Here is a 24366-nt window from a genome sequence, read left to right on the forward strand (position 1 = left end):
TCCCAAGCGGAAATGCCCCACCATCCCCTTCAACTCATCCCCCAACTGCGCCAGCTCCACACTCGACCGCGCATTGTCCTGCATCGCCAGCGCCGCCTGATCCGCACTACCGCGAATCTGCGTGACGCTGCGGCTGATCTCCTCGGCCACCGAGCTTTGCTGTTCCGCTGCGGCAGCGATCTGCTGGTTCATCTGCTGGATCAGCGACACGGCCGAGGCGATGCTACCCAGGGCGCTTTCGGTGTGCAGCGCATCAGCCACGGCCATGCGCACCAGCTCGGTACTGCCACGAATCTGCGCCACCGATTGCTGGGCGTTACCGCGCAGGCTGGCTACCAGGCGCTCGATCTCCTCGGTCGACTGCCGGGTACGCCGTGCCAAGGCCCGCACTTCGTCGGCCACCACGGCAAAACCACGGCCCTGCTCACCAGCGCGCGCGGCCTCGATCGCCGCGTTGAGCGCCAGCAGGTTGGTCTGCTCGGCGACGCTCTTGATCACTTCCAGTACATCGCCGATGGTGTGGATCTCGGCACTCAGGCTGTCGATACCGGCACTGGCAGTTTCCGCAGCCTCAGCCAACTGTTCGATGCGCTGCATGCTCTGGCGTACCACCTGCTGGCCGGACTCGACCTTGTCATCGGCATCCTGCGCCGCTTGTGCTGCCTCCTCGGCGTTGCGCGCCACATCGTGCACGGTCGCAGTCATCTGCTGCATCGCGGTGGCGACCTGTTCGGTCTCCTCCTTCTGGCTGCCGACCTCACGGTTGGTCTGCTCGGTCACCGCCGACAGCGCCTGGGCATTGCCGGCCAGTTGTTCGATGCCCTGCTGCAATCCGCTGACGATACCTGACAGCCCCGCCGCCATCTGCTGCATGGCCAGGGTGAGTTGCCCCACCTCATCGCGACCTGCCACTTGCGCCTCGACCACCAGATCGCCAGCCGCGATGCGCTGGGCACTGGCGATCACCCGTTTGAGCGGCCCGACCACGGCGCGCGTGATCAACCAGGCGGCAACGATGCCCACCAGCAACGCCAGGGCCGTGGCAATGGCGATGGCCAGCGCGTTGTGCAGCAGCTCCTGACGCATGGCTTCCTGCTGCGCCGCATAGGCCTGGTCAACCCGGCTGGTGACCTGTTCGGCGCTGGCCTGCAACTGGGTCTTGGTGCCCTGCTCCTTGGCCAGTTCATCAGTGTATTCGTTGAGTTTGTCGGAGAAGGTGGCGATATGCCCGGCTACTTCCCCCAATACGCTCTGGTAACCGGAATCGGTGACAGCGGTCTTGAGCTGATCGACCAGATTCGCCGCATCGACCGTCTGCGCGATGCGCCCGGCGGACACCGCCTCTTCCCCCTTGCGCCCCTGCTCCAGACGTACCCGCGCCTCGTCCATCGCCTGCAGCATCAGGCGCGAGACCTGGGCCACCTGCGCGGCCTGATCGAGAAACTCGCTGCCCTGCTGGCCTTGGGACTGCTTGAGGGTGTAGGCGCCATCGTCCGCCAGCCCGGCCTGCAGCACATCGAGGTTGTTGGCGACGCTGGACACCGACCAGCCAGCCGTATCCAGCGCCAGCTCCTTGGCCTGCACGGCCTCGACGAAGGCATCGAAGGCCTGGCCATAGGCATTGAGGTCTGCCTCGCTCGCCGCCAGCGTCGGCAGGCTGCGCACGCGCTCGACCAGCGTCTGCAAGCCCGCGCGCAGGGCCTCGGCCTCCTTGATGTCAGAACGCAGGGCGAAGGCTTGCTCATGCTGGCGTAGACGCAGCAGGTCGGTATTGACCTCTCCCATCTGCCGCAGCCCGTCGAAGCGCTGGCCGATATTGTTCAGGGCGTACACACCGATGGCCGCCACCGCCAGGGTCAATAGCAGCACCAGGGCGAAGCCCAGGCCGAGTTTACGTGCCATGCCCAGATTGGACAGACTACCGCGCTTGGTCGCCCCCATCGCCGCTCCCCCTTGCCCATTCAGGTGTTCCCGAATACCAAGAGTGACAACCGTGCCGGCCGGCTCACAAGGGCTTGACGTCAGAATGGTGTCAAATAGCTATGACCCTGTCGTTTTCAGCTATCTGCAGGTCGCCCTGCATGTGCGAAGAAGGCCTGGGCACGGATGTCCTGCCCATACGCGACATTGATGCGTAGCCAGTCGCTGTCGGCTCCCTGGTGATCGAAAGCGCTGCCTGGGGTAAGCAACACCGAATGCTCCAGCGCCAGGCGATCGAGCCAGGCGAAATCCCGGCCCGGCACCCGCGCCCAGACGAACATGCCGCCATAAGGCTCGCAGAATACCTCCCAACCAAAGACCTCCAACTGCCCCAGCAACTTGGCCATGTGCTGGGCCAGGCGCAGCCGCAAACGCTGCACGCTCTTGCGATAGCTGCCGTTGGCGAGCATCTGCCCGACCACTTGCTCGACGAAGCGTGAAGTCCCGATGCCAGTCACCATCTTCAACTGCGCCAGTTGGCCGATCAGCTCGGCGTCGGCGGCGATGTAGCCAACCCGCAGGGCACTGCTCAGGGTCTTGGAAAAGCTGCCCAGGTAGATCACTCGCTGTTCGCTGTCCAGCGTCGCCAGTCGCGTGGCCGGGCCATCCTGGAAGTCTGCGTAGATGTCATCCTCAATGATCCGCAGATCGTGCTCACGCGCCAGCTCCAGCAAGCGGTAGGCGGTCTTGGGGCTGAGACTGGTGCCGGTCGGGTTCTGGTAAAGGCTGTTGACGAACAGGCAACGCGGGCGGTGCTCGACCAGCAGTTGCTCGAGCGCCTGGACATCAGGGCCTGCGGGGGTGCGCGGCAACGGCAACATGCGCACCTGATGCTGACGCAGCAGGGTGAACAGGTTGTAGTAGCCGGGGCTTTCGACCACCACCGTATCGCCGGGCTTGAGCAGCGTCCGCACCAGCAAGTCAAGACCATGGCTGCCGCCTTGGGTGGTGAGAATGCGTTCAGCAGCGGTGGGGACATCCAGCTGCGACAGGCGCTTGTGCAACTGCTGGCGCAGGCTGGCCAACCCCAGCGGCGAGCAATAGCGGAACAGGTCCTCGGGGTCGCCACGGCTGACCAGACGTATCGCCTGTGCCAGGGCATCACGGGCGTGCCAGGCGGTGGGCAGCCAGCCACAACCGAGCTTGAGCAGGGTCTCGTGACCATCCCCGAACTGCCTCCAGCTGCCATCGATCGCATCGCCCCAGGCCAAGGCATCCTCCTGGGCCAGCCCGGGCTTGCGCTCGGCGACGAAGAAGCCGGTACCGTGGCGCGCCTCCAGCCAGCCAATGGACACCAGACGGTCGTACGCATCGATCACACAGGATTGGCTGACCTCAAGGGTGCTGGCCAAGGTGCGAATCGACGGCAGCCGCGCACCGGGTCGCAGACGCTGTTGCTCGATCCAGGCTTGCAACTGGTCGGTCAGTTGCTGGACCAGAGGGACGGGACTGAGGCGATTCAGAGAAATGTGCATGGCGAAGTGTTTGCTGATTTTTGGGGAACAGTTAATCACAAATGCCAAGGATGTGTGTCTTGTTGGCGCAGGGAGATGAATTCAATGTGGTTTCACCCACCCCTTCGTAGATGGATACCCCATGCCCGCCCGCCTGGCCTTTGCCCTGTGCCTGATCACCCTCGCCGTGAACCTGCAGGCCCCGCTCTACACCACGTACGCCGATCTGTCCGGATACGGCGCCGCCGCTACCGCCCTGGCATTTTCCAGCTATGTGCTGGGTGTGCTTCCCGTGCTGCTGGCCTTCGGAGGCTTGGCGGACCGGGTCGGCCGCCGCCCATTGATCATGGCCGCACTGCTACTGTCGATGCTGGCCACAACCCTCGTCCTACTCGCACCCGGCCTCGAAACCCTCGCCGTGACCCGCCTGCTGATGGGCGTCGGTACGGCCTTGGCGACCACCACCGCGACCGCCTACATGGGAGAACTGCTGGGCGGCGCCGACAGTACCCGGGCTGCCAACTGGGTAACCGCCAGCACCTCGTTGGGCTTCGGGCTGGGCGCGGCACTGACCAGTCTGTTCCTGTTGCGTGGCCCGAGCCTGAGCCCGGGTAGCTTCTATCTGCAACTGCTGCTGGCCGCCGTCGCCCTGTTGCTGGTGTGGCGCCTGCCTGACCGTCGTCCGACACAACGCAGCGCCATGCTGCGCCTGCCCTGCTATCCGCCCGGCAGCCTGCCGTACGGCCTGGCGATCCTGCTGGCCTGGGCCTGCACCGGGCTGGTCATCGCACTGCTGCCAGGTGTACTGCGCCAGCACGGGCTGAGCGAGTGGTCGGGCTTCTCCACCTTCTGCGTAATCAGTTGCGGCGTGCTGTTCCAGCCGCTGGCTCGGCGCCTGGCAAGCGTGCGCGCCACTCTGCTCGGCCTGACGATCCTGCCGCTGAGCTATGCCCTGTTGGCCTGGGGCGCAGAAAGCGGCAGGTTGGCAGCGGTACTGGCAGGTGCCGTGGCTGCCAGCAGCGCCTGTTATGGCTTCATCTACCTTGGCGGGCTGGCGGCGGTAAACACCCTCGCCGGCAACGAGAAGACCCGCGCCAGCGCCGGCTTCTTCCTGCTCGCCTATCTGGGTTTCAGCCTGCCGGTGATCTTCACCGGGCTGCTCAGTGATCGCCTCGGCTCGCGCATGGCGCTGGTGTTGTTCGGCGCAGCCCTGCTGCTGGGCTGCGTCGCGGTGGTGGTGGCGTTGCTGGTCTCGGCACGCGTCTCGATCAGATGGCCGTCGCACCGCCATCCACGGTCAGGCTATGGCCGGTGGTGAACTTCCCCCCATCGCTGCACAGATAAAGCACTGCGCTGGCGATCTCCTCGACCTTGCCGATGCGCCCGACCGGGTGCATCGCTGCGGCGAACTCGGCCTTGCGCGGATCGGCCTCGTAGGCGCGACGGAACATGTCGGTGTCGATCACTGCGGGGCACACCGCGTTGACCCGAATCCCTTTCTTCGCATACTCGATGGCCGCCGACTTGGTCAGGCCGATCACCGCGTGCTTGGACGCAGCATAGATGCTCATCTTGGGGGCGGCGCCCAGCCCGGCCACCGACGCTGTGTTGACGATCGCACCGCCGCCCTGGGCCAGCAGCAACGGCAACTGGTATTTCATGCACAACCAGACGCCCTTGACGTTGACGCCCATGATCGCGTCGAACTCGGCCTCGCTACCCTCGGCCAGACGCCCCTTCTCGATCTCGATTCCGGCGTTGTTGTACGCGTAGTCCAGGCGACCATAGACGTCGATGATCTTCTCGTGCAGCTGGCGCACATCGCTGTCGCGGGTCACGTCGCAGGCCACGAACAGCGCGTCACCACCGGCTTCGCGAATCAGTGCGACGGTTGCCTCGCCACCAGCCACGTCGAGGTCAGCCACCACCACCTTCAGCCCCTCGGCGGCAAATGCCTGGGCCGTGGCTCGGCCGATACCTGCCGCGCCGCCGGTGACCAGGGCGACCTGGCCGGAAAAAGTCATGCTCATCACAGGCTCCTGCTTCACAGAGATCGAGTAGAGACTGAGTCTAGTCAGAGCACCACCCGGCTGGGCAGCATCATCAGAAGCACGGTTGGACTACCATCGTTTGCAGTGATTGTGCGCTGCCAGCCAGATCATCGAGGTGGATTACCGGGCATTCGCCAACCCGGTCAACCTTGCCTGGCCAGGCTCGACGGTCTATCAACAGGCTTTGCCATCTACAGGGAGAGATACCATGACCCAGACCAACCGCCGCTTCCTGCTCGCCAAACGCCCCGTCGGTGCCGTGCGCCGCGAAGATTTCGACTACCAGCAGGGCCCCGCCGCCGAACCCACCGACGGCCAGATCCAAGTGCGCAACCTCTACCTGTCGCTGGACCCGGCCATGCGCGGCTGGATGAACGAAGGCAAGTCCTACATCCCGCCGGTGGGCCTGGGTGAGGTAATGCGCGCGCTGGGCGTCGGCGAAGTCGTCGCCTCCAAACATCCGGACTACAAGCCCGGCGACCATGTCAGCGGCGCGCTTGGCGTACAGGACTACTTCACCGGCACGCCCCAGGGCCTGCACAAGATCGACCCGCGCTTGGCACCCCTGCCCCGCTATCTGTCTGCGCTGGGCATGACCGGCATGACCGCCTACTTCGCCCTGCTTGACGTCGGCCAGCCCAAGGCCGGCGAGACCGTGGTCATTTCCGGCGCTGCCGGCGCGGTCGGCAGCATCGCCGGGCAGATCGCCAAGCTCAAGGGCTGCCACGTCGTGGGGATCGCCGGCGGCGCGCAAAAGTGCCAGTATCTCAAGGATGAACTGGGCTTTGACGGTGTCATCGACTACAAGGCCGAAGACGTGCTCGCCGGCCTCAAGCGCGAATGCCCCAAGGGCGTGGATGTGTATTTCGACAACGTCGGCGGCGACATTCTCGACGCCGTGTTGAGCCGCCTGAATTTCAAGGCCCGCGTGGTGATCTGCGGCGCCATCAGCCAGTACAACAACAAGGAGGCGGTGAAAGGGCCAGCCAACTACCTGTCGCTGCTGGTGAACCGCGCGCGCATGGAAGGCTTCGTGGTGATGGACCACGTCAAGGAGTACGGCAAGGCTGCGCAGGAAATGGCTGGCTGGCTGGCCAGTGGCGAGGTCAAGAGCAAGGAGGATGTGGTCGAAGGCCTGGAGACCTTCCCGGAAACGCTGCTCAAGCTGTTCAGCGGGGAGAACTTCGGCAAGCTGGTGCTGAAGGTCTAAAACGGATACAGCTGACCGCTCCGTGCGGGAGCGGCCTTGTACCGCGATGGGCTGCATGGCAGCCCCTGGATCGAATCAACCGCGAATCTCGGCCACCACCGACGCCAGCGCCAGTGACGGATCCGCTGCCTGGCTGATCGGGCGGCCGATCACCAGGTAATCGGAGCCAGCGTCCAGCGCCTGGCGCGGTGTGAGGATACGGCGCTGATCATCCTGGGCGCTGCCAGCAGGACGGATGCCAGGCGTCACCAGTTGCAGCGCCGGGTGCGCCGCTTTCAATGCCGGCGCTTCCAGGGCCGAGCACACCAAGCCATCCATACCGGCCTTCTGCGCCAACGCCGCCAGGCGCAACACCTGCTCCTGTGGGTCGATATCCAGGCCGATGCCTGCCAGGTCCTCGCGCTCCATGCTGGTCAGCACGGTGACACCGATCAACAACGGCTGCGGCCCGCTGCGCTTTGCCAACTCTTCACGGCAGGCCGACATCATGCGCAGGCCACCGGAGCAGTGCACGTTGACCATCCACACGCCCATCTCGGCGGCAGCCTTGACCGCCATCGCCGTGGTGTTGGGGATGTCATGGAATTTCAAGTCGAGGAACACCTCGAAGCCCTTGGCGCAGAGGGTTTCGACGATGCCCGAGGCGCTGCTGGTGAACAGCTCCTTGCCGACCTTCACCCGGCACAGCGCCGGATCGAGCTGGTCAGCCAGCTTCAGGGCGGCCTCACGGGTAGGGAAATCGAGGGCGACGATCAGGGGCGTCTGGCAGGCGGACATGGTCAGGTCTCTTGGCAAGTCGTAAACGGCGCGCATTGTAAACGAAGTGGACAGTGGTTTGGGGGCCGCAGATCCAATGGCTGGGCAGGCGATGGCCGAAGGCTATAATTGAACGGACAGACTGGGTTGTCGGTCGAATGAAATGATACGCGGCACATTAACGATCACAGGAGAACGGCAATGCCCTGGTATGCTTGGCTGATACTCATCATAGCCCTCGGCTCGATCATCGGTGGGTTGATGATGTTGCGCGATACAGCGAAGAAACTGCCTTTGACGGAGGAGCAGTTGAGGAAGGTTCATGAGAGGAATGCGGAGATGGATGCCAAGGAGGCGCAGGATAAGTAACAGCATTCTGGAAGGCGCCGACCAGCGCATTGCCGGCCGGCTCTCGATGCGGTGTTAATCCACCGTCAATATTGCGCGATTGCGCTCCAGCAGCGCACTACCGATCCCTTTGATTTCCAGTAACTCATCAACCGCCTTGAACGGCCCGTTCGCTTCACGATAAGCAACGATCGCTTCTGCTTTTGTGCTGCCGATGCCACTCAACCGTAGCTGCAGACTCGTAGCATCTGCAGTATTCAGGCTGACTTTATCCGACGCAGCATTCAATAATACGGTCGGGGCATGCTCGACCGTACCTGCCTTAGGGCTGGGGGCGGCACTGACCGCAAAGGAAAGTGCAGCAAATAGGGCAAGCACGACACCAGCAAACCTTTTACGGAACATATCATCACTCCTGTGAGGTGGGGGTTAGGAGCAGTCTTCGTGACTGCCCCTACAAACCTAGCCACTCACTGAGCGCCTGCAAATGGTGCGTTAGAGTGAAATAGTTACCAAATTCAACAACCTACAGGGCAAGCTCTTATCCGATGAGAGAAGGCCAACCCTGATAAGTAGGAAGTTTCACTCTTAAACATCCTGCCGCCGGTGCTGATAGACCCAATCGACGATTTCGCCTTCCGGCGAGTAACCGCTAACCATCTCGCGCAGCAGTTGCCGAACGTGAGGGAAGTCCTCATTGGACAAAGCAGACAACAAGCTTGCCAGCATCTCCTTGAGGGCGTCCCAGCTCAGGTAATCTTCATTTGCGCTCATGATCATCGGGTGTGGGGTCGGCGATACATTGTCGCCAATCAACAACTCTTCATAGATTTTCTCGCCCGGACGCAGGCCGGTGAACTCGATGGCGATGTCGCCCGCAGGATTCTTTTCCGACCTGACGCTCAATCCGGACAAATGAATCATCTTTTCGGCAAGCGCTGCGATTTTCACCGGCTCGCCCATATCCAGGACGAATACATCACCGCCCTGCCCCATGGAGCCCGCCTGAATCACTAACTGCGCCGCTTCTGGGATAGTCATGAAATAGCGAGTGATTTTGGGGTGGGTCACCGTCAGTGGTCCGCCCGCCTTGATCTGCTTATGGAAAAGCGGAATGACGGACCCGGAAGAACCCAGCACATTACCAAAGCGCACCATGGTAAAGCGTGTTTTGTTGACGCGAGACAGATTGGAAGGATCGCCAAACAAGACGGGCGCAACCTCCTTGCTCAACGCCTGCAACACCAATTCGGCCAGACGCTTGGTACTCCCCATGACATTGGTGGGTCGCACAGCCTTGTCTGTAGAAATCAGGACGAAGTTGGAAACATTGGCCTGCAACGCCGCCTGGGCGGTGTTCAAAGTACCCATCACATTGTTGAAAATGCCCTCTGCGATGTTGTGCTCGACCATGGGCACATGCTTGTAGGCGGCTGCATGATAAACCGTATCCACTCCCCACATGCTCATGGTCTCGTAGATATGTTTCTGGTTCCGGATCGATCCCAGGAACGGCACCAGGCGAACCGAAAGCGCCTCGCGGACGATGCGCTGCTCCAATTCGCCGTGGATGCTATAGAGATTGAATTCGCTATGTTCGAATAGAATCAGGGTGCGCGGCTTTAGCATCATGATCTGGCGGCAGAGCTCCGAACCGATCGACCCGCCGGCCCCCGTCACCATGACCACTTTGCCTGTAATGCAATGAGCGAGCAGATCGCCCTGCGCTGGCACGGCATCACGCCCCAGCAGGTCGGCGATGTCGACCTCCTGGATGTCGTCCACTTTTACTCGACCGCTGGCCAGATCCATGACGCTCGGTACACTACGAACATGTACTGGAAACTTTTCCAGCGCACCGAGCACTTCGCGACGGCGCGCACGCGTCGCAGAGGGTATCGCCAACAGCACTTCCTCCGCACCGGTGATATCGAGCATTCGCTGGATATCCCGGCTGCGGAAAACCTGCAGCCCGGAAATCGCCCGATCGGCAATTGACTCATCATCATCGATGAATGCAACTGGACGCATCACGCGCCCCATTCGTAAAGCAGCCAACAACTGATTGCCCGCCGCGCCAGCTCCGTAGATCGCCACCTTAGGCAAACCATTGTCACGGCTGGTGAACGGTACGTGCTGCTTGGCGGCATACCAGTCACCCAGAAAATACTGGCGCATGAGCAAGCGCAAACCACCGATGAGCACCAGACTCAGCCACCAGTAGTTGAAAATGATGGAGCGAGGTACAACTGTGGTGTGATTACTGTACCAATAGACCACCACAGACAGGATTAGGGCCGACAGGCTGACCGCCTTGAAGATGGTGATGAGCGCGTCGTTTCCGAAATAACGCATCACCGCACGGTACATGCCGAAGCGGATGAAAATCGGTATGGCGATCACCGAAGCTGAGCCGAAAAGCCACAGATGCGCAGTGATCGGATTGTTCATCTCCTCCAGTCCGATGCGCACGACAAAAGCCAGCCACAGAGCCAGCCAGACCAGTACTAAATCAGTAACGACTTGCAGCGCCCGCTTGTAACGGCGCGGCAGCGCCAGCATGCGAGTTCTCAACCTATCCATATTTACTCGTTATCCTATGGCTCGCACCGCAGGGAGGCAGCGCTCGAATAGCACTTTCCGATTGATTCGCGTCGCAGATAAAGGATCAGCGGGTTTCTGCCTGGCCGGCGTGAAATTTGAACGCCAGTACAACCAGAGGGGCGTAGGCAATCGGCACACCGATCCCTGCGTCAAGCCAACCCGATGCGACGGCGACTGCCAGTGGCAGCAGCCACACAAGATTGATCAACAAAACTGCCAAGGTCACTGGCAGATGGCGCCCAAACTGTCGGGAAGCGAATTGATACGCATGGCTGCGGTGGGCTTCATAGACCTTCTCTCCCCGCAACAAGCGCCGTACCAATGTCGTGGTTGCATCAATAATGAACACACCCAATAAGATCAGCCACCCTCCGAACAGAGCAGGATAGTTCCAGGCTGCCTGCAGGGAAAGGATGCCCAGGGCGATGCCGAGGAAACCGCTGCCCGCATCGCCCATGAAAATCCGGGCGGGAGGGAAGTTCCAGATCAGGAAGCCAGCCACGGAAAACGCCAGAGCAATACAGCCCCACATCTGAGCAGGATGACCTGCAAGTATATAGAGCAAGGCCCCGCCCAGACAGACACAAATGGCTTCGATGCTTGCCAGGCCGTCGATTCCATCCATGAAATTGTAGAGATTCAGCAGCCATACCAAATAGAACACTGCCAGCACGTCGCCAAACCAGCCAAGCTCGAAGGTGTAGCCGAAGACTTCCAGAGGCGGTAACCCGCCCAGACAGAACAGCACCCACACCGAAGCGCCGAAATGCCCAAGCAAGCGCCAACGGGCAGCAATATGGCCATGGTCGTCGAGAAAGCCCAATAAAGCGATGCCCGAGCCTGCACCGAGCAATGCCCAGGCGACACTCCAATCCAGCAGTGCCTGACTCGCCATCACCGGTACCATCACCAAAAACGAGACGACGATGGCAACCCCACCGCCACGCGGCGTAGGCACGGAGTGTGAACTCCTGGCATTCGGAACATCGATAATGCTGCGGGCCAAAGCGTAACGGCGCAGCCAGCCGGTCAACAGCCAGGCCAACAGGAGAAGTAAAGGTGGAAACAGCCAAAGAGTCATGCGTTCGAACGTTCCTGGTTCAGGTAGTAACGGGCGGTAGCGCCCAGTGCTTGATCGACACTTACAGGCGGGGCCCAGTCGAGAAGGCGTCGGGTCTTGGCAATATCGACCTGTAGCGAGCCACACAAACGCGCAGCTACCGCGGGTCGACCGACCATCCGCGACGCCAGTTTCAGCCAGGAGGGAGGAACAGGCAACAGCCTGGCATTGACTTGCAGGGCTCTTGCGGTACGACGCAAAAGATCAGGTGTAGAGAGGTCCTCACCATCGCTGGCGAGGAACACTTCGCCTGCAGCGCCTGGATGGTCGATACAGACCTTGATCAGATCCACCAGATTATCCAGCGCCACCATGCTCCGCTGGTTTCGGATACCGCCCAACGGTAATGGAACGCCCTTGTGCAGCCATTTCATCATGGACTGGAAATTGGCCTTCACCCCCGGCCCATAAACCAACACGGGGCGAATGACGACCACCTCCATGGCAGTTTGCGCCGCCAGTGCATGAAGCGCCTGTTCGGCTTCCAGTTTGGAAATACCGTAGGGATCCTGAGGCCGCGGCGTTTCATCAGCGTCGTAAGGTCGGCGCCCGTCGGTGCCCTCACCATTTACCTTGATCGAACTGATGAAGATGAAACGCCGAACGCCATCGGCTGCAGCGCGTCGGGCAAGGGCGAGAGTACCGTCGACATTCACCCGACGAAAAGCAGCGAGCGGGTCTGCCGACTGCTCGTTCATCACGTGCACACGAGCGGCACAATGGACGACGGTATCGACCCCCTGCAGATCCATGTCGCAATGATCACCCTCCAAAGGCGCCATGCATACTGCAGTCGCTCCCTTAGGTACATCTGCCTGAGGGTTACGCAAAGCCGCCTGGACATCGAATCGCTGATCGAGCAGCAAATACTCGACCACACGAGAACCGACGAAACCAGTGGCTCCGGTAACCAGCACTTTTCGCAGCATCAAGCGCTTCTCTCCAAGGTACGATAAATATCCAGGTGCTGCGCAACGATGCTTTCGATGGCGAAGGCACGTTCTGCAAGCGCTCGTCCTGCCGCCCCCATCTGCTGGCGCAACTCTTCGTCACTCAAAAGGCGCTCGATTGCGTCGGCTAGGCGCTCGCTATCACGCACCGGTACCAGCAGCCCGGTCACATCCGCCTCGATAGCGTCTCGACATCCCGGAACATCGGTTGTGACGACAGCTCGGCCACAGGCGGCAGCCTCGACCAGCACTTTAGGCAAGCCCTCCCGGTACGACGGGAGCACCACGATATGTGATTGTGCGAATACCGATGCGATGTCGCTCTGGTAACCGAGGCAGCGCACGATGCCTTGCTCCTGCCAATGAGCGATATCGCCTTCCTGGATACTGGTGGGGTTGCCGGGGTCAGGATCACCGACCAGTTGAAACCGGGCCTGAACACCCCGCTCAGACAACAATCGAGCCGCTTCGACAAACTCGAGAACGCCTTTGTCGCGCAACAGCCGCGCGGCGAGTGTAACTACAGGAACACCAGAGGCTTCGGGAAGGTACTGGTATTGCGAGAGGTCTACCCCCGAGCCGCGAATACGTACACTCTTCTGCTCGGTGATGGCGCCAAGCTCAGTCAACGTCCGCTGATCATCCGGATTCTGGAATACTGCCCGAAGGTTTCGCTTACCTAGTGCCAGGCGATACAGAAACGCAACCAGATTGCGCAGCAGCGCAGCCTTGCGGCCCTTGGCCATGAAGATGAACCCCAGGCCAGAGATGGCGGCCAAGACACCTTTGACTGGCGACAAACGCGCAGCAATGCCACCGTACAGCACAGGCTTGATGGTAACCAGATGCAAGACATCCGGACGCAGGCGCCAACATAGCTTCCATATCGCCAGCAGTGCTTTCAACTCACCCAGCGGACTTTTGCCGCTGCGCGACAGGGGAAGCGCGTGGTGAACAAACCCATGCTCTACGATCTCTGCGACGCGGGCCGCAGCTTGAGTCGCCACGTGCACCTCATGCCCCAGTGCCTTGGCGTGCACAGCAATCGGTAAACGATGGGAGAGGAAAAAGGCTGGATCGTTCACAATAATCAATAAAACCGGCTTCATTTGACCTCTAAAACGGTTAGACCTTGCATAAATCGATCGCCTCTGAAGTACAGCTGCTGCGTCATGGAAAAGAGCGAGATGAACAGTCGCGCGTGGGTCATACCCTATTCCCAGAATACGTCGGGCGTTCTGCAGAATGTGGGCGCAGCCGCAGACGGCACAAGAAGACCAGCAAGACGGCATAGAAGCAGAAATTGAAGTACGCGCCGATCCACCCGTGGTACAAATAAATCAATGAGAGGCAAGCCAACATCATAACGTAGCGTGAATCGGCATAGTGTCGCAAAAACGCATAGACCGTTCCGAGCAGTACGATCACGTACAAGAACAACATCACGGCACGCTCCTGCAGCAGAGCCGCCCACCCTGCCAACCCGGGGTTGGTATTCCAATACGCGTCCGGATAGCCGAGCAACGCATTGACCAGGTAGGTGTTGATACGCAGGTAGTCCAACCCCAGCACCTTGTAGACGGTCATCTGAGGCAATCCATCAGCCCAATAGGGGATGAACGCGTCCTTGAGATAGGCCTCATGCAACTGCGAGGCATGTTCGAGCATGAGAGCGACATGCCCGACATGCTGCAGTCGGTTCATGACATACCGCACTGCCTCACCGTAGTTGTCCAACCCCACCGCGAGCATTTGCTCGATGAACTCAGAAACGCTCAGCCCTGTGCGCATGGCCCACTTGGCTTCAATCAGGACGGGCAACATCGCCGCAAAAATAAACAGTGCAATACTGCCTCTGAGCAATGTACGCAAGGAAATGCGGATTGGCGTATGTCGGCATACCACGAGCACCATCACCACCAGAACGCCGCCCATCCAGCCACGCAACATCATCGACGCAAGGAAGACGAGGCAATTGAGACCGAACCACTTGCCCGACTTCAAACCCAAGCCGATCATTACGAAGAGAACGTCCGGCGCCAAGAGAATAAGCAAGTAATCAAGTGCCCCGCCGCCGTGAGACTCCACACCTGCGACGTTGACCCCCTGAATCTGATTGTAGGCCAAGAAAAACAACTGAAGCATGAGTATGAAAAACCCATACCCAGCGCCCAGTTGAAAGCGCAACGAATCACGAGCAGTGTAAAAGGTCCTGTAAATGAGCCACAAAATCAAAAGAAACACGTGCTGCAGTAGAAACGCATAAATCAACGATTCACCGGAAAGTTCAAAAAACGCACCCTCGATCAACATCCCCCCGTCATTTATGCCAAACAGCAATGAGACAAGGTTGGCAAATGAGTACAGTGCGAGCAAGAGGAAGAACGGTGAAAGGGTCATTATGGCAACCTCAGCGCGTTGATCATTGACCTAGGTTATCGAAAGACAACACGCGAGCCAGCACACCTGCAACCGTTGCGCCTGCTGGGACATCCTTGGTAACCACGCTATTGGCGCCGATGCGCACACGGTCACCGATCGATATATCACCGAGAATCTTGGCCCCTGTTCCCACGACAACATGATCGCCAAGCCGCGGTTGCTGATTGGTTGGCGACTCAGTGTCCTTGTTCCCGAATGTGACGCCATTAAGTATCTTGCAGTCCCGGCCTATGACGACGTGACTACCGATCACAATATCGTGACCGTGCATGATAACAAGCCCCGGCCCGATGCAGGACTGCAACGAAATATCACTCGCGTATACCACGCGAATAAGATACTCAATGACAACTCGCAACACCCCGCCCACAACGGGAATTTTCGACAACTGAACACCGACGCGATACAAGAACACCAAGTGAAATGCATGACTGACGAGCGCTATTTTCAGCGCCCGCTTCGAGCTACCGCCATTGGCAAAACGCTTGAGGTCCTGACGAATATTATCGAACATTCTATTTCCCGAGTTTCAATTGCCTAATGACGTCCATACCTCGATACAAGCGGAGGAAGGAGCCTGGGTGGAAGGTTTTCACATACACCTTGAAAAAATCCCACCATGTAACCCTAAGGTTCTTCAAATCTGCGACAAGATAGGTGAGCACTGCAGTATTCACATGCACTCGATACTGTGGATACTTTCGCGCAAAATAAACGAATGTTTCACACAGCGTCTGACGGGTCCGTCGACTGACGGAAACACCCACGCCCATACGGTAGACGCCCAATGGCTGATCACCTGCGAAACACCCAACGCCATCTTTGACCTGTTCGACGTTGGCAAAATAATCCAACACATCAAAGCCTGGAGACTCATAATGACCTGTTGCTTTCCTATACATCTTGGAGCTGTTTGCCCCAACGGCAATGAATTGCAAAATCGCACCGCGGTCGAATTCCATATCATACAGATAACCCGATGAGAACTGGCCCACCTGCTGGATTTCCCCGCCACCCTTCAATTGACCATCAGGCAACTCGATAAGTACTCGGTGCCAGACGATATTGCACCGCGGATGACTGTCCAGATAGTCTGCCTGTGTTTGCAACTTCCCTGGCAGGCAGTAGTCATCACCATCGATATGGGCGACGTATTCACCTCGGGCTTGGGCATGGACAAAATCAAAATTACCGCCCGCCCCCAGATTCGTGTCGTGCAAAAACGGCCTGATCACGTCTGGATAGCGAGTGGCGAAACTCGCAATGATCGACGCAGTGGCATCAGACGATGCATCATCACTTACGACAATTTCGAACTTGAAGTCCGTTACCTGATCAACAAGACTCTGCAAGCACTGTGCTATATAGGCTTCCTGATTATAGGTCACCACGCATACTGTCACCTTGACATCACTCATATCACGCTCTCTCCTTCCTCAGCAGCCCCTTTAAGGAAGGCCACGCGCTGGCGCCCGCCACGATCAACGCCAATACACCTATTGCAAGCACTTGCAAAACCATCACGAGACGATTATCAGAAAAAACCAACCATGCGCTCGTCACCCATACCACCAACGAAACAGGAACAATTATCTTGAGGCAATCCTGCACGAGCCACTGCCACTGAATACCTGGTTCGATCTTGTAATGGACGTACGTCACCCATCCCAGGAAGAAAACAAGATTTATCAGAAACCATGCATATCCAGCGCCGATACCGCCGTACGTCAATGCGGCAGCGAGTATTGCGGGCACTAGTACGCAGACGATGGCAATGTTCCCAATCAGGTGGTAACGCAGGTCACCCTTGGCATATTGCAGGTAGTAGGGGAATGCCGCCAACGCGAGGCAACCATTCCCTGCCGCATACAGACTCAGAATCGGTGCGACAGATTGCGCAAGCGCCTCGTCACCTGTCCACGATTGTAGCAGCGGACGCGCGCAGAACGCCAGCACGATCGAGACTGAACCAATGAACAATGCGATGAGCCGAGTAGCATTTCGATAAAGCGCGATCATCTCCAACTGCTTACCTTCGGCATGAAGCCTGGCCAGCCGGGGGAGAACAGCATTGGTCACAGGGCCGCTGAGCACCATGATGCCACTTGCGACCAGCACTGCCAGAGAGAAGTGTCCGTATTCAGCCAGCGGCAGAACCCCTGACAGGATCATCTTGTCAGACTGAGTCACCAGTACCCATGCCGATGATGTGAAAGCAATACTCAAGGCAAATTTCAGCAAAGGTTGTACGCAAGCAAATGACCAACCTATGGCGGGGTCAGCAGCACCCAATACCGGCAGTAATCTTGACGTCATCAGCCAAAGGCCGAGAAACTCAAGGACTGCTATTGCAAGCTGGTGAGCGAAAAAAACCTCCGCGGAAAAACCGTAGTAAAAGAGACTCACAAACACGCCGACAAAGCGCAAGGTGGCCACAACAATGTTGAATACGCTCAGTCCGACAAGTTTTTCGCTTCCGGTGATGACGCCACGGTAGAGCCCGCCCATCCAGCGCAAGGCAATGCAGATCGCCATAATCTGTACAGCACCGACAACAACGCCATGGTCAAGGCTCTCAGCCTTTAGCCAATGACTGGCAATGGCCCCGGCGAATAACAGAAGTGAGCCTCCCCCCACCAGCATGATGAGCAGGAATATCAGACTCAGCGCTCGAAACAATCGACGAAACTCGATGGCGGACATACTACCCGCCCGATAACGTGCAGTTTCACGAGAAATCGTTGGAGTAAGACCCAGATCAAGCAGCGCAAACCATGCTTGAAGCATGGTAAAAAAACCGATGAGTCCGTAGGCTTCCGCACCCATGGTTTTCATATAGAGCGGAAGCACTGCGATCCCCACCACAGCCACATAGATCTGCCCTACATAGCTGGCGATCACATTTTTTCTGAATGACACGTTACAGCCTCAACCCAGAGCGGTTATCCAACACAATCAATCGGAATACTTCGGTTCTTTGCGCCCCCACCTTCAGCTGCCTCATGACTAATGCCCCGTACCGACTATGGCTTGGTTCAAACTGATTGCTGCTGGGCGACAAGCGCCGCACAGCGCTCAAAATCGTTGAACATCATCATGTCAACAATCGACAGTCCGGGCTCGAAGGGTTTGTCGAACTGCGGATAGGGAGCCAGCTCAGGACGGGTGAAGCAAAGCTCCACACCTTTTTCGAGGAATGCTTCACTGCTGTAGAGCGCCTTGCCCCCTGGCAGGTTTACATAGGTATGGGCGTTTTCGCGTACGCAAATATCGATCACACGATCCTGCGCAGTCAGTTCGGTATTGCCGTAGATTCCTGAACTGTCAACGAACTCCACGCCAAATCCCATTCGTTCGGCACTTTTGACCACACTACGACGTGCGAGCGCTCCAATGTCATCGAAGTCGCCGTCGAACACCTCGAGTAGCAAGTCGAAACAGGCCGTGAAATTCGGGGCCTTGGAGTAGGACTGGCGGATACCCTCCAACAATTTACGCGCCCAAACTGCCTTGGGCTGGAGCTTGACTTGATTGATTTTCAGGTTTGGGCTTGCACCCGACAATGGCACCGTGAAGTAGCGCACATCCCCGGAAAGCAAAAGGCGATTGCGATTGATCCAACCGCCTTTGATGAAGTTGACATCATCGTAGAATACAAACTTGTCTACCTGTCCTACCAGGTTGAAATAACCTGCATAAGGAAACAGGTAAGGTTGCATGATTGCCAGCCTCACGTTCATATCGCCTTGATGATCGAGATTATTTTCTGCACCGCGTCATCCTCCAACGCGGGGTAGATAGGCAAGCACAGAACCTTTTCCGATACCTGGATGGCCACAGGAAGGTTCTCGTGCTGGGCCGACTTCATGCCGCGGTACATGGGAAAATCACTGATCAGCGGATAGAAGTAACGGCGCGTAAAGACATTGCTCTGTTTCATCTTCTCGTAGAGCGCGTCACGCCCCAGGGGGTAATCGGCCTCAATCAGGATCGGAAAGTACGAGTGATTGGAAACCGTCTGCCCTGAATCTGCGACCACGCGAACGCCTGGAACGCCTTCCAACCCCTGCCGATAAGCATTTGCGATCGCCTCGCGTCGCCCCATGGCCTCTTCAATATGCTTCAACTGAAGCAGGCCAAACGCTGCATTGACCTCACTCATCTTTCCATTGATGCCCGGCGCAACCACGGTGACCTCATCGACGAAACCGAAGTTCTTCAACTGATCGATTCGTTTCTTGGTCTTGGCATCAGGACAAATGATTGCGCCACCTTCGAAGGTATTGAAAACCTTGGTAGCGTGGAAGCTCAGTACACTGAGATCGCCATGACGCAGCACACTACCGCCAGCGTCCTGGACACCGAACGCATGAGCGGCGTCGTAGATGATGCGCAGGTTGTAGTTATCTGCGATGCGCTGGATAGCCTCGACATCGCAAGGGTTCCCGTAGCAGTGCACCGGCATGATTGCAGTAGTCTGCGGCGTGATTGCAGCCTCGACCTTCTCCGGATCAAGGTTAAGCGTATTCGGATCGATGTCGACGAAGACAGGCTTGATGCCGTTCCACAACAGCGAATGCGCTGTAGCGACGAACGAGTAAGGGGTCGTTATGACTTCCCCCGTTACACGCAGGGCCTGCAGTGCCGTCAGTAGAGCAATGGTGCCGTTATTGAATAGCGCTACGTGCTCTACCCCCAGATAATCGCAAAGCGCCTGCTCCAACTGCTGATGCATCGGTCCGCCATTGGTCAGGATCTTGTTGTCCCAGATCTTTTCCAAATAAGGGATGAACTCCTCCAGCGGCGGCAGGAATGGCTGAGTGACAAAAATTGGTTTTTCACTCATGACAGTTCCTCGATCAGTGAAAGCAGGTATTGCCCGTAGCTGTTCTTACTCAGGGACTCACCAATGCGGCGCAGATCCTGTACTTCCAGCCAACCATTGTTGAACGCGATCTCTTCCAGACAGGCGACTTTGTAGCCCTGGCGCTTCTCGATGGTCTCAACGAAGTGGCCAGCCTCCAGGAGACTCTCATGGGTGCCGGTATCCAGCCAGGCGAATCCACGACCGAGCAACTCCACACTCAGGTCACCACGTTCCAGGTAGGCCTGATTGATACTGGTGATCTCAAGCTCACCACGAGCTGAAGGCTTCACCTTCTTGGCTATCTCGATGACGTCGTTGTCATAGAAATACAGACCGGTCACAGCGTAATGGGATTTAGGCTTGGCCGGTTTTTCCTCGATCGAAACGACCCGTTTCTGTGCATCGAACTCGACCACGCCAAAACGCTCTGGATCACGGACCTGATATCCAAATACCGTCGCACCCGATGGACGCTTCGCAGCCTCCCGCAGCATCAGGGTAAAGCCTTGGCCGTAAAAAATATTGTCGCCCAGGACCAGGCAGACCGAATCATCCCCAACGAACTGCTCACCGATGATGAAGGCCTGAGCCAGGCCATCAGGGCTGGGTTGCTCTGCATAACTCAAGCGAATTCCAAACTCGCTGCCGTCGCCCAGCAAACGTTTGTAGCCGCCCAGGTCCTCTGGCGTGCTGATCAGCAGGATGTCGCGTATCCCTGCCAACATCAGCACAGACAGCGGGTAATAGATCATGGGCTTGTCATAGATCGGCAGTAGCTGCTTGGACACACCCTTGGTGATCGGATACAAGCGCGTGCCGGAGCCGCCAGCCAGTACTATTCCTTTCATGCTTTCGATGCTCCCTGGATGGAGACGCCAAGGCGCTCTCGCTGATAACTGCCGTCCTGCACACGCCTGCACCAAGCCAGGTTATCCAGATACCACTGCACGGTCTTGCGGATACCGGTTTCGAAGGTTTCTTCCGGCGCCCATCCTAAGGCGCTCTGAATCTTGCTGGCATCGATGGCATAGCGAAGGTCATGGCCTGGGCGATCCTGCACATGGGTGATCAACGCGCGGTAGCTGTCCAGGTGAGCCAGGGCAGGGTTTTGTGCGACCGGGCGCAGCTCATCCAGCAGTGCGCACAGAGCATGCACCACTTCGATGTTGCGACGCTCGTTGTGTCCACCGATGTTATAGGTCTCACCGATCTGGCCAGCGGTCACGACACGGTACAGGGCACGTGCGTGATCCTCCACGTACAGCCAGTCACGCACCTGGTCACCTTTGCCATAGACAGGCAGCGGCTTGCCATCGAGCGCATTGAGAATGACCAGCGGAATGAGCTTTTCAGGGAAGTGATACGGCCCGTAGTTATTGGAGCAGTTGGTGATCAGAACCGGCAGCCCGTAAGTTCGCATCCATGCACGAACCAGATGATCCGAGCTCGCCTTGCTCGCCGAGTACGGAGAACTTGGCGCATAGGGGGTCTGCTCCGTGAACAGATCCTCTGGCCCATCAAGATCGCCATAGACTTCATCCGTGGAGATGTGATGGAAACGGAACGTGCTGCGGCGCCCCTCATCAAGGCCCAGCCAGTAGGTCCGGGCAGCCTCGAGCAGGTTGTAGGTACCAACGATGTTGGTTTCGATGAATGCAGCCGGGCCATCGATCGACCGATCGACATGGGATTCCGCCGCGAGGTGCATCACAGCATCCGGCTGATGCTCTCGAAATACACGGTCCAGCGCGGCGCGGTCGCAGATGTCCACCTGCTCGAAACGATAACGCTCGCTCTCGGCAACATCGGTCAGAGATTCGAGATTACCAGCGTAAGTCAGCTTGTCGAGATTGACCACACTGTCGGATGTACTGGAAAGGATGTGCCGAATCACGGCCGACCCGATAAACCCTGCACCACCGGTGACGAGAATTTTCATGCGTTGGGATTCACTCTAATTCGATCTGTCGGAGCCTGAGGAGGCTCGATTCAAGCAAGGAGGCGCCTGTGCGCTATCGCCCCCCTGACCTGATTCTATTTCAGGAACTGGATGTACCATGGCATCGCTTGGGCAATACCATTGTCGATGTCGAAGGCGGGCTCATAACCGAGCAAGCGGCGGGCCTTGCCAATGTCCGCCTGTGAGTGGCGTACGTCGCCAGCGCGAAAATCTCGATACACAGGATCCTCACGATATTGCACGCCGTTGTCATTGAGCGTCTTGCGCAAGGCAGCGAACAATTGGTTCAGATCGGTCCGACCACTGACGGCAACGTTGTAGACCTGATTACGCGCCTCTTCGTTCGTGGTGGTGGCAGCGAGCAGGTTGGCCTGCACGGTGTTTTCGATGTAGCAGAAATCGCGACTGGTCTCACCGTCGCCATTGATGAAAACCGAATCGCCATTGATCATCGCTGCCGTCCACTTCGGAATAACGGCAGCGTAAGCACCATCGGGGTCCTGACGCTTCCCGAAAACGTTGAAATAGCGCAAACCGATGGTCTTGAAACCATACGCACGCGCGAACACATCCGCGTAGAGCTCATTCACATACTTGGTGACGGCATAGGGCGAAAGCGGCTTGCCAATGATGTCTTCCACCTTCGGCAGACCAGGGTGATCGCCGTAGGTCGAACTGCTGGCCGCGTACGTGAAGCTCTTGACTTCAGCGTCACGGGCTGCGACCAACATATTGAGAAAACCGTCGATATTGGTGCCATTGGTCGTGATCGGGTCGTTAATTGAACGAGGCACCGATCCCAGTGCCGCCTGATGCAATACGTAATCTACACCTGCACACGCCTTGTGACAGTCTTCCAGCTTGCGGATGTCGCCCTCGATGAACGTGAAGGCTGCCCATTGCCCCTGCGTCACCTGCCCCTTCACTTCATCGAGGTTGCGTTGATGCCCAGTGGCGAAATTATCGAGACCGATAACGCGCTGATTGAGTTTGAGCAACGTTTCCAGAAGGTTGGAACCAATGAATCCAGCCACGCCGGTGATCAGCCACGTCCTCGGAGATTGAGGCAGCGCTTCGACAAGGTCTTGGTAAGCAGTCATCACGTTTTCACCAAAAAAAGAGTTACAGGAGGCGCAAATGCACCTCCAGGGAATTACAGGCGCAGGTCGGTCGCGGTAGCGGGCAGCAGGTACTTGAGGTCGTAAAGCACGTGCTCGGACTTACCGAGTGCGCGAATACGCTCCACCCCGAGGTCCTTGAACTGCTGATGCGCCACAGCCAGGATCACTGCATCGTAGGCACCCGCCTCCGGTTGCTGAATCGGGGTAATGCCGTATTCGTGCTGAGCCTCTTCAACACTTACCCACGGATCATGGACATCGACCTGGATGTTGTAGTCCTGGAGCTCCTTGACGATGTCCACGACCTTGGTGTTGCGCAGATCCGGGCAGTTTTCCTTGAATGTCAGGCCCATTATCAGCACACGAGCACCATCGACGTGGATACGACGCTTGACCATCGACTTCACCAACTGGGAGACAACATAAGCCCCCATGCTGTCGTTCAGGCGACGGCCCGCTAGAATGATCTCGGGGTGGTAGCCGATGCTTTGTGCCTTGTGCGTGAGGTAGTAAGGGTCTACGCCGATGCAGTGCCCGCCGACAAGTCCGGGACGGAACGGCAGGAAGTTCCACTTGGTGCCCGCAGCCTGCAGGACGGCCTCTGTATCGATCCCCATCTTGTTAAAGATGAGGGCCAATTCGTTGATCAAGGCAATATTCAGGTCACGCTGAGTGTTCTCGATTACCTTAGCGGCCTCGGCGACCTTGATGCTGCTGGCCATATGGGTGCCAGCAACGATAATTTCGCGATACAAGGCATCGACCAGTTCGGCCACCTCAGGTGTCGAACCCGATGTCACCTTCTTGATGGTGGTGACACGGTGCTCCTTGTCTCCCGGATTGATGCGTTCAGGGCTATAGCCCGCAAAGAAGTCCTGGTTGAATACCAGGCCAGAGACACGCTCGAGCACAGGAACACAATCTTCTTCGGTGGCGCCTGGGTATACGGTCGACTCGTAGATCACGATGTCGCCTTTCTTCAGTACCTTGCCGATAGTCTCGGAAGCCTTCACCAACGGGGTCAGATCTGGCTGCTTGTACTCATCGATAGGAGTAGGGACCGTGACGATGAAAATATTGCACGAGCGCAGGTCTTCTAGGTTAGCACTGTAGCGCAGCCCTTTCGCCTGACCCAGCTCTTCGTCACTGACCTCCAAGGTGGAATCGTGCCCGGCATTGAGGGCATCGATCCGCCCCTGATTGATATCGAAGCCCACGACATTGCGCTGCTTGCCAAATTCCACGGCCAGCGGCAGTCCAACATAACCCAGGCCAATCACGGCAAGCTTGGTATCACTCAATGAGTACATGTGCTATCCAATAAATAGTGGCGAGATTGATATCCAATCCCGGTGTTGAAAGATGTTTCTGCGAATACGACGCCGCGAAGTTCAATATTTTCAATGCCCACCGTGCCCACGCTGAAAGCCGCCACAAGGCAGCCTTCCGAGCGAGCCACAGAAGGTCTGTGCGAACAGTTTACCTGAGCTGCACGAGCTTCCC

Annotated in this window: 23 protein-coding genes and 1 pseudogene; 3 read left to right on the plus strand and 21 right to left on the minus strand. The window is 58.0% G+C overall.

The genetic code is table 11. The features are described 5' to 3' along the window. From APH44_RS30850 to APH44_RS27110, 3 genes and pseudogenes are all read right to left on the minus strand, one after another. Positions 1–873: methyl-accepting chemotaxis protein (locus APH44_RS30850; RefSeq protein ID WP_371264443.1), on the minus strand; the 873-nt coding region annotated here is incomplete at its 3' end. Continuing rightward, positions 862–1941, minus strand: a pseudogene (locus tag APH44_RS30855) (HAMP domain-containing protein); the annotation flags it as partial. The pseudogene APH44_RS30855 and the gene APH44_RS30850, both read right to left, overlap by 12 nt. A gap of 116 nt (positions 1942–2057) precedes the next feature. Continuing rightward, positions 2058–3455: a PLP-dependent aminotransferase family protein gene (locus APH44_RS27110; protein ID WP_054895398.1), complete on the minus strand. Its 1398-nt coding sequence runs from the start codon at positions 3453–3455 to the stop codon at positions 2058–2060. A gap of 121 nt (positions 3456–3576) precedes the next feature. Between APH44_RS27110 and APH44_RS27115 the strand changes: the two genes are divergently transcribed. Beyond that, on the plus strand, positions 3577–4752 hold the full coding sequence (locus tag APH44_RS27115; RefSeq protein ID WP_054895399.1) for an MFS transporter: 1176 nt from the start codon (positions 3577–3579) through the stop codon (positions 4750–4752). Here the strand turns inward: APH44_RS27115 and APH44_RS27120 are convergent. Then, positions 4703–5464: an SDR family oxidoreductase gene (locus APH44_RS27120; protein WP_054895400.1), complete on the minus strand. Its 762-nt coding sequence runs from the start codon at positions 5462–5464 to the stop codon at positions 4703–4705. The genes APH44_RS27115 and APH44_RS27120 overlap by 50 nt on opposite strands. Positions 5465–5693: 229 nt before the next feature. Between APH44_RS27120 and APH44_RS27125 the strand changes: the two genes are divergently transcribed. Beyond that, entirely contained in the window at positions 5694–6695 is a 1002-nt protein-coding gene (locus APH44_RS27125; RefSeq protein ID WP_054895401.1) for an NADP-dependent oxidoreductase, read from the plus strand. Positions 6696–6770: 75 nt separating this feature from the next. On the opposite strand, the gene pyrF is transcribed toward APH44_RS27125, so the two are convergent. Next, entirely contained in the window at positions 6771–7472 is a 702-nt protein-coding gene (gene pyrF, locus APH44_RS27130) for an orotidine-5'-phosphate decarboxylase (RefSeq protein ID WP_054895402.1), read from the minus strand. Positions 7473–7652: 180 nt separating this feature from the next. Here pyrF and APH44_RS29580 point away from each other — a divergent pair, with 180 nt between their 5' ends. Further along, positions 7653–7820: a DUF2897 family protein gene (locus APH44_RS29580; RefSeq protein WP_082420940.1), complete on the plus strand. Its 168-nt coding sequence runs from the start codon at positions 7653–7655 to the stop codon at positions 7818–7820. A 54-nt stretch (positions 7821–7874) separates the two neighbouring features. Here the strand turns inward: APH44_RS29580 and APH44_RS27135 are convergent, their stop codons facing one another. The 16 genes from APH44_RS27135 to APH44_RS30250 form a co-directional block, all read right to left on the minus strand. After that, complete coding sequence (locus APH44_RS27135; RefSeq protein WP_054895403.1) at positions 7875–8204, minus strand: helix-hairpin-helix domain-containing protein; 330 nt, start codon at positions 8202–8204, stop codon at positions 7875–7877. Between the two features lie 183 nt (positions 8205–8387). Next, positions 8388–10382, minus strand: a complete 1995-nt coding sequence (locus tag APH44_RS27140; protein ID WP_054895404.1) for a nucleoside-diphosphate sugar epimerase/dehydratase — start codon at positions 10380–10382, stop codon at positions 8388–8390. A gap of 85 nt (positions 10383–10467) precedes the next feature. Then, entirely contained in the window at positions 10468–11484 is a 1017-nt protein-coding gene (locus tag APH44_RS27145; RefSeq protein ID WP_054895405.1) for a glycosyltransferase family 4 protein, read from the minus strand. Then, positions 11481–12452 (minus strand): SDR family oxidoreductase, encoded by a 972-nt coding sequence (locus APH44_RS27150; protein WP_054895406.1) that lies wholly within the window; start codon positions 12450–12452, stop codon positions 11481–11483. The genes APH44_RS27145 and APH44_RS27150 overlap by 4 nt, the downstream gene beginning before the upstream one ends. Then, a complete protein-coding gene (locus APH44_RS27155; RefSeq protein ID WP_054895407.1) occupies positions 12452–13582 on the minus strand; it encodes a glycosyltransferase family 4 protein in 1131 nt (376 codons plus the stop codon). Before APH44_RS27155 ends, APH44_RS27150 begins: the two co-directional genes overlap by 1 nt. 97 nt (positions 13583–13679) lie before the next feature. Then, positions 13680–14873: an oligosaccharide repeat unit polymerase gene (gene wzy, locus APH44_RS27160; RefSeq protein ID WP_054895408.1), complete on the minus strand. Its 1194-nt coding sequence runs from the start codon at positions 14871–14873 to the stop codon at positions 13680–13682. 22 nt (positions 14874–14895) lie between these two features. Then, positions 14896–15429, minus strand: coding sequence for a serine O-acetyltransferase (locus APH44_RS27165; RefSeq protein WP_054895409.1), 534 nt, complete (start codon positions 15427–15429; stop codon positions 14896–14898). A gap of 1 nt (position 15430) precedes the next feature. After that, on the minus strand, positions 15431–16333 hold the full coding sequence (locus APH44_RS27170) for a glycosyltransferase family A protein (RefSeq protein WP_054895410.1): 903 nt from the start codon (positions 16331–16333) through the stop codon (positions 15431–15433). A 1-nt stretch (position 16334) separates the two neighbouring features. Next, positions 16335–17834 (minus strand): lipopolysaccharide biosynthesis protein, encoded by a 1500-nt coding sequence (locus tag APH44_RS27175; protein ID WP_054895411.1) that lies wholly within the window; start codon positions 17832–17834, stop codon positions 16335–16337. A gap of 116 nt (positions 17835–17950) precedes the next feature. After that, positions 17951–18634, minus strand: coding sequence for a WbqC family protein (locus tag APH44_RS27180; protein ID WP_256250268.1), 684 nt, complete (start codon positions 18632–18634; stop codon positions 17951–17953). Positions 18635–18651: 17 nt separating this feature from the next. Further along, a complete protein-coding gene (locus tag APH44_RS27185; RefSeq protein WP_054895412.1) occupies positions 18652–19761 on the minus strand; it encodes a DegT/DnrJ/EryC1/StrS aminotransferase family protein in 1110 nt (369 codons plus the stop codon). Next, a complete protein-coding gene (rfbA, locus tag APH44_RS27190) occupies positions 19758–20630 on the minus strand; it encodes a glucose-1-phosphate thymidylyltransferase RfbA (protein WP_054895413.1) in 873 nt (290 codons plus the stop codon). The genes APH44_RS27185 and rfbA overlap by 4 nt, the downstream gene beginning before the upstream one ends. Continuing rightward, positions 20627–21721 (minus strand): dTDP-glucose 4,6-dehydratase, encoded by a 1095-nt coding sequence (rfbB, locus tag APH44_RS27195; protein ID WP_054895414.1) that lies wholly within the window; start codon positions 21719–21721, stop codon positions 20627–20629. The genes rfbA and rfbB overlap by 4 nt, the downstream gene beginning before the upstream one ends. Before the next feature lie 95 nt (positions 21722–21816). Continuing rightward, positions 21817–22842 (minus strand): NAD-dependent epimerase/dehydratase family protein, encoded by a 1026-nt coding sequence (locus APH44_RS27200; RefSeq protein ID WP_054895415.1) that lies wholly within the window; start codon positions 22840–22842, stop codon positions 21817–21819. A gap of 53 nt (positions 22843–22895) precedes the next feature. Continuing rightward, a complete protein-coding gene (gene tviB / locus APH44_RS27205; protein ID WP_054895416.1) occupies positions 22896–24173 on the minus strand; it encodes a Vi polysaccharide biosynthesis UDP-N-acetylglucosamine C-6 dehydrogenase TviB in 1278 nt (425 codons plus the stop codon). Continuing rightward, positions 24161–24366: hypothetical protein (locus APH44_RS30250; RefSeq protein ID WP_218187349.1), on the minus strand; the 206-nt coding region annotated here is incomplete at its 5' end. The genes APH44_RS30250 and tviB, both read right to left, overlap by 13 nt.

It is taken from the genome of Pseudomonas sp. NBRC 111143 (assembly GCF_001320965.1).
Classification (GTDB): Bacteria; Pseudomonadota; Gammaproteobacteria; order Pseudomonadales; family Pseudomonadaceae; genus Aquipseudomonas; species Aquipseudomonas machongensis.